This is a genomic window from Marinobacter alkaliphilus (assembly GCF_055394375.1).
Genome location: NZ_AP043751.1, coordinates 889,508 through 903,577 on the forward strand (window position 1 = coordinate 889,508; position 14,070 = coordinate 903,577).

Consider the following 14,070-nt stretch of genomic DNA (forward strand, 5'->3'; position numbering starts at 1 on the left):
ACAGACTGACCAGCAGGCAAACGTCGTGACAGACAAGGCAACCAACAACTCCGCGCCGGACATCAAGACCTTCCAGGGTCTGATCCTGGCACTGCAGAATTTCTGGGCGCAGCACGGCTGCGTGGTTCTCCAGCCCCTGGACATGGAAGTGGGCGCCGGTACTTTTCACCCGGCCACCTTCCTGCGTTCCATCGGCCCGGAAACCTGGAACTCCGCCTACGTCCAGCCCAGCCGCCGACCCACAGACGGACGCTACGGCGAGAACCCGAACCGCCTGCAGCACTACTATCAGTTCCAGGTGGTTCTGAAACCGTCACCGGACAACATCCAGGAGCTGTACCTGGATTCCCTGCGCGCCCTGGGCCTGGACCCGCTGGTACACGACATCCGCTTTGTCGAAGACAACTGGGAATCCCCCACGCTCGGCGCCTGGGGCCTGGGTTGGGAAATCTGGCTGAACGGCATGGAAGTGACCCAGTTCACCTACTTCCAGCAGGTGGGCGGCCTGGAATGCTACCCGGTCACCGGCGAGCTGACCTACGGGCTTGAGCGTATCGCCATGTACCTGCAAGGCGTGGACAGCGTGTACGACCTGGTGTGGACCAAAGGCCCGGACGGCGTGGTCACCTACGGCGACGTGTTCCATCAGAATGAGGTGGAGCAATCCACCTACAACTTCGAACACGCCGACACCGAATTCCTGTTCCACAGCTTCGACGTGTACGAGCGGGAAAGCGCCCGCCTGATCGAAGCCGGCCTGCCACTGCCTGCCTACGAACAGGTACTCAAGGCCTCTCACACCTTTAACCTGCTGGACGCCCGCCACGCCATTTCCGTGACCGAGCGCCAGCGTTTCATCCTGCGTGTACGTACCCTGGCTCGCTCCGTTGCCCAGGCCTACTTCGAGAGCCGTCGCAAACTTGGCTTCCCGCTGGCACCCGAGCATCTTCGCAAGGAAGTGCTGGCCGCCGCCGAGGCTGCTGACGCCAAAGCCAACAAGAAGGGCAAGAAAGCCAACAAGGCACCGCAGGAACAGGGGAACGCATAATGGCAACACAGGATTTTCTGGTCGAACTGGGCACCGAAGAGCTGCCTCCGAAAGCCCTCAAACCGCTGTCTGACGCCTTCACCCAGGGCATCGTCAAAGGCCTGGAAGAGGCGGGCGTGGCCTTCGGCAAGGTCGAAGCCTTCGCCGCCCCCCGTCGCCTGGCTGTGCGCATTCGCGACCTGGCCGATGCCCAGCCAGACAAGCCGGTAGAGAAGCGTGGCCCGGCGGTGAAAGCCGCCTTTGATGACGCCGGCAACCCCACCCGGGCCCTGACCGGCTTTGCCACCTCACTGGGCATCACCCCGGACCAGCTTGATACCCTGGAAACCGACAAGGGTGCCTGGCTGGTGTATCGCACCGTGGAGCAGGGCAAGCCAACCGTAGAGCTGATGCCCGAACTGGTGGATAAATCCCTGGCGGCGCTGCCGATTCCCAAGCGCATGCGCTGGGGCGCCCACAAAACCGAATTCGTGCGCCCGGTACACTGGCTGATCCTGCTGTTCGGCAACAAAGTGATCGACACCCCAGTCATGAACCTGAAGCCCGGCAACAAAACCCGTGGCCACCGCTTCCACTGCCCGAAAGAGCTGATAGTGCCGACCCCGGCCGACTACGAAGTGGTGCTGAAGCAGGAAGGCTACGTACTGGCCGACTTCGCCGAACGCCGCGAACAGATCCGCCAGGGCGTTGCCCAACTGGCAGAGAAAGAAGCCAGCGGCAAAGCCGTGATCGACGAAGACCTGCTGGACGAAGTTACCGCCCTGAACGAGTGGCCGGTGCCACTGATGGGCCGCTTCGAGGAGCGCTTCCTGGATGTGCCCGCCGAGGCGCTGATTTCCTCCATGAAGGAGCACCAGAAGTACTTCCATGTGGTGGACGCCAGCGACAACATGCTGCCGCTGTTCATCACCGTGGCCAATCTGGAAAGCAAAGACCCGGCCCAGGTGATTTCCGGTAATGAGAAGGTGATTCGCCCGCGCCTGTCCGACGCCGCGTTCTTCTACGAGACGGATCGCAAGACCAAGCTGGAAGACCGCATCGAGGCCCTCAAGCCCATCGTGTTCCAGGACAAACTCGGCAGTATTTACGACAAATCCGTGCGGGTGGCTGCGCTGGCGAAGAAGATCGCCGACGCCATCAACAGCGACCCGGCCCTGGCCGAGCGTGCGGCCATGCTGGCCAAGACCGACCTGGTCACCGAGATGGTGCTGGAGTTCACCGATCTGCAGGGCATCATGGGCCAGTACTACGCCACCAATGACGGCGAACACGCCGACGTGGCCAAGGCCTTGAACGAGCAGTACATGCCACGCTTTGCCGGCGACGACCTGCCCACCACCCTGACCGGCTGCGCCGTGGCCATCGCCGACCGCATTGATTCCCTGGTGGGCCTGTTCGGCATCAACCAACCGCCGTCCGGCACCCGGGATCCGTTCGCCCTGCGCCGGGCATCCCTGGGTGTGCTGCGTATCATCATCGAGCGCCAGCTGCCCCTGGACCTGCAAACCGTGTGTGAGTGGGCCGAGCAGAACTTCACCGTGCTGACCGAGAAGAATACCGCCAGCACCGTGGTGGACTACATGCTAGAGCGCTTCCGTGCCCACTACGACGAGCAGGGCATCGGCGCCGAAGTGTACCTGGCCGTACACGCCCGCCGCCCAACCCGCCCGCTGGACTTCGACCGCCGGGTGAAGGCCGTGGAAGCCTTCCGCCAGCTGCCGGAAGCCCTGGCCCTGGCCGGCGCCAACAAACGGGTGTCCAACATCCTCACCAAGCAGGGTGGCGACAGCATCGGCGAGACGGTGGATAACACACTGTTGCAGGATACCGCCGAGAAGACCCTGGCCGCGAAAGTAGAAGAGCAGGCGCAGAAAGTACTGCCGCTGTTCGAGCAGGGCGACTACGCCAGCGCGTTGACCTCCCTGGCCAGCCTGCGCGAGCCGGTCGACACCTTCTTTGACGACGTGATGGTGATGGCAGACGACGAAGCCGTGCGCGATAACCGCCTGGCACTGCTCAACCGCCTGCGCAACCTGTTCCTGCGAGTGGCCGATATCTCCCTGCTGCCAACGGCCAGCTGAAGAACCGCTCCGCAGTTATACGGATAAATTTCCCCAGGGACGGGGGTAGTAAAACGGCCGGCAATCCGTATAATACCGGCCGTTGATCGGCGTGTAGCGCAGCTTGGTAGCGCACTTCGTTCGGGACGAAGGGGTCGGAGGTTCGAATCCTCTCACGCCGACCATTTTCCCTCCTAAAAGCTCGTGCCCGTTATTTCTCTTTCGCCTGTAGCGGATCTTGACAACATCACTCACTCGGCATACATTTCGCGAAAAGGCGAAGTGAATGGTATGACCCTCTCAAACGATATACAGAAGTTCTTACAGGCACTGAGCAACCCGAACCGCCAGCGCATCATGCTGCTGTTCGCGGAGCAACCCGTACTCACGGTGGGCGACGTCGCATCTCGCACCGACCTGGGTATGTCGACGGTGTCTGAACACCTGAAGCAACTACGGGAAGCGGGCTTGCTCAACGCCGAAAAGGTCGGAAAGGAAGTGGAGTATCGGGTAAACGTTGCCCGGATTCAGGATCTGCTTAACCAACTGAACGGATTTCTTGGCCAGTGCTGTTAATAGGACATTGTTTTTGACATTACATTTCGTAATTTCCCGAATTAAAGGATTAATAACAGGAGAAGCAGCATGTATGACGTTATCGTGGTTGGCGCAGGACAAGCCGGGCTAGCCGCCGGTTATGCCCTTGATCGCACCAGTCTTGATTATCTTATTGTCGAGGCCAGCCAAAAGGCCTCGGGCTCCTGGCCCCATTATTACAACAGTCTGAAACTGTTCTCACCGGCCAGGTATTCCAGCTTGCCTGGCCTGCCTTTCCCGGGTAACCCGGCACGATACCCCAGTCGAGACGAGGTGGTAAGTTACCTGCAAAGCTACGCCCGCCATTTCGATTTTCCGATACGTTTCAATACCTCGGTCACCCGGGTTGAACGGCAGGGCAATGGCTTCAAACTGCACACTTCAACCGGTGATTGCCTGGCAACCCGGGCAGTGATCGTCGCCAGCGGCCCCTACAGCCAGCCCAATATCCCGGACTTCCCGGGGCTCGAGCACTACCACGGCAAGCTTCTGCATTCCTCGGCCTATCACTCGCCGTCCGATATCGCAGGGGAGCGGGTCGCCGTTATCGGGGCGGGAAACTCAGCCGTGCAAATTGCCCATGAACTGTCGGCGACCCACAAGGTGACCCTGATATCACGCAACCCGCCCAGGTTCCTGTCCCAGCGACCATTGGGTGTTGATATACATACATGGATGACCTATAGCGGCATCGATACGCTGCCAGTAGGGCGTTGGCTGAACCGGCAACCGGCAACGCCGGTGCTGGACAACGGCGAATACCGCGCGGCACTGACCAGCGGGCGGCTGGCCCAGCGGAGTCTGTTTGATGCGGTGACAAACCACGGATTGCGCTGGCAAGACGACATCGTCCCGTTCGATACCTTGTTGCTGGCCACCGGTTTTCATTCCGCACCCCGGTTTCTGGAAGGACTGGACGGCCTCGACCGAGCAACGGCCAGCAGGCACAAAGGTGGCGTGGCCACCCACATTTCCGGCCTCTATTTCGTGGGCCAGCCCTGGCAACGATCACATGCCTCCGCCACGCTTCGGGGAGTTGGTGCCGATGCCGCCTTTGTCGTAAAAAACATTCTATCGAGCCTTGAACAACCCATACGGGGCGCCAAGCAAGCCAAGGGATGCTGCGCATGAGCGCGTTGTCAGAGTACTGGGCAATGGTCAACACCGCCGTGATCATGCTCGCGCTGGGCATGCGAGCACCAGCGCCTGTTAATATTCCCGTTGCTGGCTTGTTGCGTGCCGTCGTGCTCTACAACATTGCACTACCGTCGGTGGCCCTGGCCGTATTCTATGCATACGGAATATTCGGCACGAATACCCTGGCAGCCCTGTCACTTTGCGTTGCTGCCGCGGGCGGCACGTCTGCAGGTGCGTTTGTCGGTGCTGTTCAAGGTATGCCCGGGCTCGCCGTTCGGCTGTTCATCCTATTACTGATCGCAAGCCTGATAATGATTGGCGCGTTCACCCAACTCGGTTTGGTTCCGCTCGGCAACGGGTCATTGGCATCACTCGGCTTCATTCTGTTCGCACTAACCCTGTTACCCCTGTTAACCGGTAAAGCCCTGCTTTTTCTGTTGCCAAACGTCACCGCAACCTGGCAACCCAAGATAGAAACGCTGGGCAGCCTTTTGGTAATACTGCTGGTGATTTCATTGGCGGCCCGCTACGGAGCAGGCATCCTCAGCGGCCCGGGTGAGCCTCTTCTGGCGGGCGTGATACTGACACTGATCCTGGTGCTGCCACCATTACTTGAGCCAGACTGGCGCTTTCGACGAACCATAACCCTGATCACCGTGGTTCGAAACCTGAGCCTGGCGCTGAGTTTGTTGGCACTCACGTCATCATCAACCGCTGGTCTGAACACCCTGTTGGCATTTGGCTTGTTCATGTACCTTGCTGCGGGGTTGCTGGTTTGGCGTTGGAAGACATCTCTGCTGACGTCCAAACCCTTTCCTCCTCCTGAGCCTTGACTCTGTCCAGTAGATCAGCGAGCACTTGATTCCCTTCGAATAGCGCCCGGCCTGAGCGGAGTGCCTGAAAAGAGCGTCTGCGGGAACGAGGTTTATCATATCGACACTGACCCAGGCTATGTCGATTTTAGTCAACTTTTTCGACATAGATACTTGCTATGTTTACCGCATAAACATAGACTGCCCAGAATGCGCACCTGTGTCGAAATTTTAAAGGAATTTGAACATGGCCTGGCGACCGGATCAGCCATACAACCAGTTACCGCCACTTCCACCTGCCAAAGAAGCAACAGAAACTCTGGATATTCTCAGAGCCTGCATCCCCGCCCGGGCCGCACTGGCTGAGCTTAAACAGGCAGGTGAACTGATTCCGAACCAATCACTGCTTGTAAACCTCCTGCCACTGCTGGAAGCCAAAGACAGTTCTGAAATCGAGAACATTGTCACCACCACCGACAAGCTGTTTCAGTATTCGCAGGAAGATCAGGGTGCCGACCCGGCTACCAAAGAAGCGCTCCGATATCGCTCCGCACTATACGATGGCTTCGTCCATCTTCAGCGTAAACCGCTATGCGCCAGTACAGCCATTGACGTGTGCAGCACTTTGAAGGGCGTAGATATGGATGTGCGTATGGTGCCCGGGACCATTATTGGTAATCAGGCGACCGGTGAAACCATCTACACCCCTCCTGTTGGCGAGACGGTTATTCGCAACCTGCTCACCAACTGGGAAAACTATCTGCATGAAGACGATGGCACCGACCCACTGATCAAGATGGCCATCAGCCATTACCAGTTTGAAGCCATTCACCCGTTCCACGATGGAAATGGCAGGACCGGCCGTATCGTCAACGTGCTTTACCTGATTGAACAGCAGCTACTCACACTGCCCATTCTGTACCTGAGCCGTTACATTGTTCAGCACAAGAATGATTACTACCGGTTACTGACACAAGTTACACGCACCGGAGACTGGCAGGAGTGGATCATCTTTATGCTTAACGGTGTAGAACATGTATCGTCCTGGACCTGCGCGAAAATCGCCGCCATGCGGAAGCTAATTACCGAAACAGAAGACCATGTCAGGCGGGCACTGCCCAAGATATACAGCCACGAGCTGGTCCAGACGATCTTTGAGCAGCCCTATTGCCGCATCAGCCACCTGGTAGAGAAGGACATTGCCAAACGGCAGACCGCTTCCAATTACCTGAAGCAGCTGGTTGAAATTGGCGTACTGCAGGAGAAAACGGCAGGCAACGAAAAGCTTTTTCTTAACCCGCGCCTGCTAAGCCTGATGACCAACGATAGCAACGAGCTACAGCCTTACCGCTGAATTCGGCAACACTGAGACCACCCATGACCAACAACGACATCGTCCAGGAACTCTGGAATCTCTGTGACGTTCTGCGGGACGACGGCATCAAATAATCGGACTACATCACCGAACTGGTGCTACTGCTGTCCATCAAAATGGTGCACGAGAACAAATGCTTCGGCACCCTCGTAAGACCTCCCTCACCCCCGGGCGAGTGTGATGATCTTTCTGCGCCAGGTAGCGGCCCTGGTCGAAGCCGGTGACCGGTTCGATGCCTTTGGGTAATCCGGTGCAACCGGTCAGTAACAGGAGTAGGGTGGTCAGCAGGGCAAAGGATTTCATCAGGCGCTGTCCTTAAGTCAGGGAGATGCAGCGACAACCATAACAAAGCGCCGGCGAAAACACTGCTGTGATTGCCTAAGCTCTGAAATGCGAAAAGCGACGTATACTGAACCTCAACCAACCAAGGAGAACAGGCATGATCGGATACGTAACCATCGGTGTCAGCGACATGGGCAAGGCCAAGCAGTTTTACGGCGATTTGCTGGGAGAGCTGGGTGGCAAGGTGTTGCTGGATATGGAGCGCATTACGTTCATTGGCGAGAGCATGGCCAAGCCCATGTTGGCGGTGTGCGTACCGTTCAACGGTGAGCCCAACCATCCGGGCAATGGCAACATGGTGGCGATCCCGGCGGGGTCCAAAGCAGCTGTCGATAAGTTTTATCACAAAGCCATTGAGCTGGGCGCAACCTGCGATGGCGAGCCTGGGCAACGAATTCCGGATATGTTCTACGGCGCCTATGTGCGGGACCCGGACGGTAACAAGCTGGCGTTCTTCGAGTTCGGCTAAACAATAAAAAGGCCTCACATCGGGGCCTTTTTATTGTTTACCCCGTATCGCTGGAAAACCACCAGCCGGGCAGTAAACGCTTTACCGGAGGCTGCAGAAATCGGTCATCAATCAGCCAGATCACGCCCTGGTCGTCCGGGGTGCGGATCACCCGGCCGGCGGCCTGGGCCACTTTCTGCAAGCCGGGGATCAGGTAGGTGTAGTTGTAACCTTCGCCAAAGCGTTGCTGCAGGCGGTCTTTGAGGATTTCGTGCCAGGCATCGAAGGGCGGCAGGCCCAGGGTAGCCACAAAGGCGCCGATCAGCTGGTCGCCAGGCAGGTCGATGCCTTCACTGAACACGCCGCCGAGCACCGCAAAGGCGACACTGCCTTCGGGGTTCTGAAATTCCGCGAGGAACTGCCTGCGTTGGTCCGGGCTCATGCCCGGCTGCTGGGAACGCTGGGGGGTATCCGGTGCCTGGTCCGCCAGCTCATCACTCACTTCTTTGGCGTATTTGAAGCTGCTGAAAAACGCCAGGTAATGGCCCGGCCGCTCCCGGTACTGTCTGGCGATCAGTTCGGCGATGGGTTGCAGGCTGGCCTGCCGATGCACCTGTCGGGTGCTGATGCCGGGGGTGAACTGCACCTGCAATTGCTCGGCGCTGAACGGGCTGGGCAGGGAGGTGAAGCGGGCGTCTTCCGGCAGGCCAAGTAGATCCCGGTAATAAACGCCGGGGCTGAGGGTAGCGGAGAACAGCAGTACCGAGTGCGGGGTCTTGAAGCGTTCGGTGAGGAAATCCGCCGGGATCAGGTTCTGGATGGTCAGGCTGGCCCGGCCACGACCGCTGCGCGCGAACTCGCAGAGCGAGTGATCCCCGAAGCTGTCCGCCAGTTTCATAAACGCCACACTTTCAAACATCACTTCCTGCAGGGCCAGGTCTGGCGGGTTGTCGGCCAGGTAGTCAGTGATCACGGAAACCATGGCCTGCAACGCGCCCAGCAATTGCGGCGGCAGGGTGGCCAGAAATACCGGCTGCGCCTGCTCACCGTGATCCCGAATCAGCGCCTGCCAGGCCCGGGCGGTGCGGTCCAGGGCTGCTTTTACCGGTTTCGGGGCGGTCTTCTTCAATTTCAGTAAGCGCTGTTGCTCCAGCTGCACTGAATACATGCCACGGGCCCGATCCACCAGGTTGTGGGCTTCGTCCACCAGCACGCTGGCTCGCCAGTTGTTCTGGCGGATCAGGCCATGCAGCAGGGCCGACTGGTCGAACAGCCGGTTCACATCGCCAATCACCAGATCGCTCCAACGGGCCATTTCCTGGGCCAGAAAGTAGGGGCATATGTCGTGACCTGCCGCGATTGTCGCCAAATTCTGCTGATCCAGCGGCTCCTTGCTCTGCACCGCCTCGGCCCGGGCATCAGGCAAGCGATCAAAAAAACCTTTGGCGAGGGGGCAAGACTCGCCGTGGCAGGCTTTGTCCGGGTGTTCGCAGGCGTCGTCTTTCGATACCAACTCCAGGGTGCGCAGCGGCCAGGGTTGTAGCTCATCCTGGGCGTGTCGCAACTTATCCACAGCCTCCAGCGCCAGTTGCCGGGCGGTGTTGCGGCAGGTGAGGTAGAACAGCCGGTCCTGCCGCGCCGCGGGCATCGCCATCAGGGCCGGGAACAGGGTGCCCAGGGTTTTGCCCAGGCCGGTAGGCGCCTCCAGCAGCAGGGTGCCGGCTTTCACCGAGTTCTTGTACACCGTCTCCGCCAGTTGCCGTTGCCGGGGGCGAAAATCCGGGAAAGGGAAAGTGAGATTGGCCAACAGGGCGTCGCGCTGTTCCCGGTGGTGTTCTTCCTGTTCAGCCCAGGCCTTGTAAAGGCCACACAGGGTTTCCAGTTCCTGCCAGAGCTCGTCGGCTTTGGCGGTTTCGGTGAGCACGGTTTCCTTGTCCCGGCCGGTGTCGTAATAAACCAGAGCCAGTTCCACGCTTTTACGGTTTTCCTGCCGGCACAACAAAGCGCCGTAGGCCCGCAACTGGGCCCGGTGCAGGGCGCGCTGGTGGGGGCGAATTCGGGACACATCACCCCGGTGGGTCTTGATTTCTTCCAGTCGGTTCTTATGGGGGTGGTAGCCATCGGCCCGGCCGGATAGCTCCATCCCCAGCACGTTGCCGGTAAGTGAATACTCGCTTTTATAGCCGTAACCGCGTTTTTCCTGGATCGCCTGATGGCCGGCAATGCCCTCCTCGGCACTTGGCGCCGGGGTGTAGCGGAAGTCCAGGTCGCCGTGGCGGGCCGCGAATTCACACAGGGTGCGGACGGCGACTTTCACAGGCTTGCCTCATCGCCCTGCCAGCGCACATAGCACACGCTGGCGGGAATGCCTTCACGGGCGAAGAACTCCAGCCAGCGAACCTGGTGGTCCTGCAGCCGATCGCCGGGGCCTTTTACCTCGATCATTTCATAGCGCTGTTCCGGTTGCTCAGCGTCCGGCACCAGCCGGATCAGGTCGGGGAAGCCGCTGCGGTGTTCCTTGATGTTGGTGAGCAGGCGGCGGAACAGGGCCTCCAGGTGGCGCGGGGGAATGCAGTGCAGGGCCAGCTCCAACAGCTCTTCATCGAGTACCGGCCAGAACACGAAGGGATTGGCGATGCCCTGCTTGGTCTGGAAGGTGTCGAGAATGTGCTGTTTATAGGCATGGGTTTTCAGCAGGCCGAAATGCTCTTCAAAAGCCTGCTGGCGCCGGGCCACAAAGTCTTCCCGGGTCAGGTCTGCCGGGCCGATATGGAACGGATGGAAGAAGGCGCCAGGCAAGGGCTTGAAGATCACCGGCCAGCACAGCAGCCCGAACAGCGCGTTGATCAGGGTGTTCTCCACATAGAACACCGGCGCGTCATCGGTGCCCAAATGACGCAGGGCCGCCAGCTCCACGGTGCCGGTGTCTGGCTTGGGCAAGGTCAGGGTGAATTCCCTGAGAGTGGGGTTATCCACAGGCTCGGGCTTGTCCGCCCCCACCTTGGGCGCCAGCCGTTTCAGCAGGCGGTTCAGGCCCTGGGCTTCGGCGTCGGTCAGCTCACTGGTCCGCCACTGACAGGCAATGGCCCAGGCTTCATCAAAACGCTTCATACGCTCCAGCAACCGCAGCTGTTTCAGTCGCGCTTCCCGGTGGCCACTGGCCGCCCATACCTGCAATGCCAGTTCCTGCTCGCCCTGGCGCTCCGCCTGCCGGCCCAGCTCCAGCAACAGCCGGTCCCGGCGGCTGGTGAGCCAGGGGTTATCCACAGGGCCGGGTACATCCGCCCAGACCTCTGTAGCTGGCTCACCCCGATCAAGCCGTTCCCGGCACTGATGCATTTGCAGGTAACCATCCACTTCCGAGCGATGCTGAAAGGCGCGAGATTCCGGGGTAAAGGGCACCGGCTCGAACTGCTGCACGCCCAGTTCCACCAGCACAAAGTCCGTCCAGCTCTGGCGCAGGTTGCCGAAAAACATCAGGCGGATGCGGTCGAACAGGGCCATGTCCTGGAGCTGGACCACTTCCGGGGCCTGTTCACCGACTGCCTCTGCCAGCCAGTGCTGCAGGGGCTTTGGTTCACTGAACGCTTCCGCCAGCAACTCCCGCATCTGAGCTTTTCCCAGCGTTTTCGGGTGGCCCTGTTGGTGCAGCCAACCGCCAAAGACCGGCCTTAGTTCAGCCAGGGTAAACAGCCGGAACAAATCATCCAGGCTCAGCTCCGGCGAGTTATCCAGCCAGCCCTCCTGCACCAATAACTTGAGCGCTTCGGCCTCCGGCACCGGCAGCTCCGGATAGAGCAGCTTGTCGGCCCGGAAAAGCTCACCGGTGCGCATCACCATGCGCGTAAGTAGCGCCCTTGGTCCGGTCGCCAGGTCGGCAAACGCCACCAGCCGGGTTCGCTCCCGTTCGGTCAGCAAATCTGCGTGATGATCGGCCACCCAGGACACGATGGTGTCCATGTTGCTCAAATAGTACAGGGGGTCTTCAAGGTTTGCTGTTTGCGGGCGCTGGCCCGTGAATTCTGTCGTCATAGGGCTGGAACTGTAATCCATGCACAAAAATTAATCATCACACGCCTTGCCAACCCCTCTAATGATAACTATTATCATTTGCATCAAGACAAGGAGGACGCCATGAAATTTCTCTGCCCGCGCCATCGCCAAATGTTTGCCCGCCTCTCCATCAACGAACAGAACGATCTATGGCTGTTCTGGATGGAATATGCCTTCACCTACTGCGAAACAGACGAGACCGAGAAGATGATCGCCGCCACTGGCAGTGCCTTTGACCTGGCCTGCCTGGCCAGGGCGGACCACCCGGAATGCATGCATGTGGAGCTCACACTTTCCGCCATTCTGGTGTGCCGTGCCCTTCGGGACCGTGGTGATCACAACGCCGCAGACTACGTGCTGTTCAGTGCCCTGGAAAGCCTGCAGTCTTCCGAGCCCTGCTATGGCAGTCCCAGCGGCGGCTGCAGCACCGATCAGTGTATTGAAGTGCTGCTGGATACCTCTCGGCAAGCCAGCTTTTTTGCAGAATACCTGAACTGGCCCGCCACGCCACTGGCACCTCGGGCACAACGTTCGGCAATGGTCGCTCACTAACGCAAAGGAGGGACTATGGGAATGCTATTCAATATCCCGGACGCTTCCCGGAAGAAGCAGGCGGAACAGATATCTTGGCTGGACTGGAAGCCTGGTGGTCAGGTTTGTATCAGTATCGATGCTGACTGCCTGGCCAGACTGTTGGCAAAAAACCAGCTGCATGTTCAGGACTTCTCCTGCACCGATGAGGCCTCAAAACAGATTGTCAGGGGCCTGCTGCTGGATTGTCTCCGGGTACGCTGAGATCGTCAGATACCCAGGTCCGCAGGCTGCAAGCGAACTCCGGCAATTTTCCAGGCTCCGTCCGCCATCTCCATGCGGTAATAGGCATCCCAGCGTTTGCCTTCGGGCCCTTGCAATCGAACCACCTGAATATCAAACCCATCATGGGGTACCCGCTGGGCAAACTCGATGGCGGTCGCACTGTGAACGGCGGGGTAGGCTTCGCGCACCATGGCCAGAAACCATTCAGAGGTCCCGAATCGCCGTTTGATCCCTTCCGAGGCATACTCCCAGGCCCGAACCTCATCGTCATTAGCGAAAGCTTCAATTTGGCTGAGGATGGCATCCCGGATATCGGCATCCGCGTCATCGTCCGCCAGCGGTCTGGAAGACCAGGCTAGGGCAAGCACCAACGCCATCGTAAGGGTCAGGATAACGCCAGTTTTGATGTTAATGATGTTAAGCCCCATGACAACCACCCGCAGTCTGTTCAACTTTTAACCAATACGCTACCACTGCGGCTGCGGATTGATCCATCACTGTTGCTGTTCAGGCCAAATCAATCGCATCAGCGAACGGCGCCTGGGATCAGGAAACGGGATGGTGTTGTCTGAACGCTGGATGGCAATCACTGCTCCCAACATCTGGAAAAGCCCAACCTGATTGTGGATACAACGGGGGATCGACTGCTCTTTGAGCGATCCTAGATAACGGTCGAGATTGTCCTGATCGGTACGCCAGTGATCGGTAAAACCGTGGTTGAACAGCGCTCTGGTAGCGATCGATGTCCACTCATGCCGGTAACTTGTCTCCAGCCGTTCCGGATACACGAACAAATCCTTGATCTCCTTGTCGATCGGCACCACCACCCGATCCGGTGGAAAAAGCAGCCGCATCGCCAGAAGGTCGTAGATATCAGTCAAGTGCTGCTCCACTACCGATCGAACCAACTCAACTCTGTTCATTTCTGCTCACTAATTGACCTACCAGACGCCTGCTGTCGTATTCCTTTTTACGACAACAAAGACAATGGAGACTGCCATGCAGATGACCGAGCTTGAACTCAGATCCCACAAGCACGACACAATTTCTTCGCTGGAGCTTGTCTCCATGGAGGGGCGTTATTACATGGCAAGGTTCTATCTGGACGGTCAGGGCTATGTACTGAGCGATCCGTACGAAAAAGCGGTTCTGTTCACCGGTGCCGCTGCGGCACGGGATTTTTTCCGGGATTTCCATGTGGAGAATGTGGAAATCATTCCGCCAACCGGCACCGACGAGATGATCGGCATGCCGGACTGCCATGGTGAAACCATGCGGGTGCCATTGTAAGCGGGCAAATTCGGCCAACCGAGCACCCTCACTGACCTCCCGACAACCTGCGACGCAGGTTGTCGCCCCCGCCGTCTATAATTCCTTGCGTT

At 58.8% G+C, this 14,070-nt stretch carries 14 protein-coding genes, 1 tRNA gene and 1 pseudogene; 12 read left to right on the top strand and 4 right to left on the bottom strand.

Translation table 11 applies throughout. From position 1 onward, the window contains the following. Positions 1 to 25 precede the first annotated feature (25 nt). The 9 genes and pseudogenes from glyQ (at position 26) to ACZ5Q2_RS04135 (ending at position 7,840) form a co-directional block, all read left to right on the top strand. The gene (gene glyQ, locus ACZ5Q2_RS04095) at positions 26 to 1,048 is read left to right on the top strand and encodes a glycine--tRNA ligase subunit alpha (RefSeq protein ID WP_058091829.1); all 1,023 of its coding nucleotides are present in this window, start codon (positions 26 to 28) and stop codon (positions 1,046 to 1,048) included. After that, positions 1,048 to 3,129, top strand: coding sequence for a glycine--tRNA ligase subunit beta (gene glyS, locus ACZ5Q2_RS04100; RefSeq protein ID WP_061331401.1), 2,082 nt, complete (start codon positions 1,048 to 1,050; stop codon positions 3,127 to 3,129). The genes glyQ and glyS overlap by 1 nt, the downstream gene beginning before the upstream one ends. Before the next feature lie 87 nt (positions 3,130 to 3,216). Then, positions 3,217 to 3,293: transfer RNA gene (locus ACZ5Q2_RS04105), tRNA-Pro, on the top strand. A gap of 106 nt (positions 3,294 to 3,399) precedes the next feature. Beyond that, entirely contained in the window at positions 3,400 to 3,684 is a 285-nt protein-coding gene (locus ACZ5Q2_RS04110) for an ArsR/SmtB family transcription factor (RefSeq protein ID WP_061331402.1), read from the top strand. Positions 3,685 to 3,753: 69 nt separating this feature from the next. Then, positions 3,754 to 4,836 (top strand): flavin-containing monooxygenase, encoded by a 1,083-nt coding sequence (locus tag ACZ5Q2_RS04115; protein ID WP_061331403.1) that lies wholly within the window; start codon positions 3,754 to 3,756, stop codon positions 4,834 to 4,836. Continuing rightward, a complete protein-coding gene (locus ACZ5Q2_RS04120; RefSeq protein ID WP_061331404.1) occupies positions 4,833 to 5,675 on the top strand; it encodes a hypothetical protein in 843 nt (280 codons plus the stop codon). The genes ACZ5Q2_RS04115 and ACZ5Q2_RS04120 overlap by 4 nt, the downstream gene beginning before the upstream one ends. 226 nt (positions 5,676 to 5,901) lie before the next feature. Next, the gene (gene fic, locus ACZ5Q2_RS04125; RefSeq protein WP_061331405.1) at positions 5,902 to 7,008 is read left to right on the top strand and encodes a protein adenylyltransferase Fic; all 1,107 of its coding nucleotides are present in this window, start codon (positions 5,902 to 5,904) and stop codon (positions 7,006 to 7,008) included. Positions 7,009 to 7,031: 23 nt separating this feature from the next. After that, positions 7,032 to 7,202, top strand: a pseudogene (locus tag ACZ5Q2_RS04130) (N-6 DNA methylase); the annotation flags it as partial. 266 nt (positions 7,203 to 7,468) lie between these two features. Further along, positions 7,469 to 7,840, top strand: coding sequence for a VOC family protein (locus ACZ5Q2_RS04135; protein WP_061331407.1), 372 nt, complete (start codon positions 7,469 to 7,471; stop codon positions 7,838 to 7,840). Positions 7,841 to 7,877: 37 nt separating this feature from the next. On the opposite strand, the gene ACZ5Q2_RS04140 is transcribed toward ACZ5Q2_RS04135, so the two are convergent. Both ACZ5Q2_RS04140 and ACZ5Q2_RS04145 read right to left on the bottom strand, forming a co-directional pair. Beyond that, positions 7,878 to 10,136: an ATP-dependent DNA helicase gene (locus ACZ5Q2_RS04140; RefSeq protein ID WP_061331408.1), complete on the bottom strand. Its 2,259-nt coding sequence runs from the start codon at positions 10,134 to 10,136 to the stop codon at positions 7,878 to 7,880. After that, the gene (locus ACZ5Q2_RS04145; RefSeq protein ID WP_061331439.1) at positions 10,133 to 11,851 is read right to left on the bottom strand and encodes a VRR-NUC domain-containing protein; all 1,719 of its coding nucleotides are present in this window, start codon (positions 11,849 to 11,851) and stop codon (positions 10,133 to 10,135) included. Before ACZ5Q2_RS04145 ends, ACZ5Q2_RS04140 begins: the two co-directional genes overlap by 4 nt. 102 nt (positions 11,852 to 11,953) lie before the next feature. Between ACZ5Q2_RS04145 and ACZ5Q2_RS04150 the strand changes: the two genes are divergently transcribed. Both ACZ5Q2_RS04150 and ACZ5Q2_RS04155 read left to right on the top strand, forming a co-directional pair. Beyond that, the gene (locus ACZ5Q2_RS04150; protein ID WP_061331409.1) at positions 11,954 to 12,424 is read left to right on the top strand and encodes a hypothetical protein; all 471 of its coding nucleotides are present in this window, start codon (positions 11,954 to 11,956) and stop codon (positions 12,422 to 12,424) included. Between the two features lie 21 nt (positions 12,425 to 12,445). Beyond that, positions 12,446 to 12,667 carry a hypothetical protein gene (locus tag ACZ5Q2_RS04155; protein ID WP_061331410.1) on the top strand — a complete coding sequence of 74 codons (222 nt, stop codon included), beginning with the start codon at positions 12,446 to 12,448 and terminating at the stop codon, positions 12,665 to 12,667. Between the two features lie 5 nt (positions 12,668 to 12,672). Here the strand turns inward: ACZ5Q2_RS04155 and ACZ5Q2_RS04160 are convergent, their stop codons facing one another. Both ACZ5Q2_RS04160 and ACZ5Q2_RS04165 read right to left on the bottom strand, forming a co-directional pair. Beyond that, the gene (locus tag ACZ5Q2_RS04160) at positions 12,673 to 13,116 is read right to left on the bottom strand and encodes a DUF4864 domain-containing protein (protein WP_082780517.1); all 444 of its coding nucleotides are present in this window, start codon (positions 13,114 to 13,116) and stop codon (positions 12,673 to 12,675) included. Positions 13,117 to 13,182: 66 nt separating this feature from the next. Further along, a complete protein-coding gene (locus ACZ5Q2_RS04165) occupies positions 13,183 to 13,569 on the bottom strand; it encodes a hypothetical protein (protein WP_227510095.1) in 387 nt (128 codons plus the stop codon). 118 nt (positions 13,570 to 13,687) lie between these two features. On the opposite strand from ACZ5Q2_RS04165, the gene ACZ5Q2_RS04170 reads away from it, so the two are divergent. Beyond that, entirely contained in the window at positions 13,688 to 13,978 is a 291-nt protein-coding gene (locus tag ACZ5Q2_RS04170; RefSeq protein WP_061331412.1) for a DUF6482 family protein, read from the top strand. Positions 13,979 to 14,070: the final 92 nt, after the last annotated feature.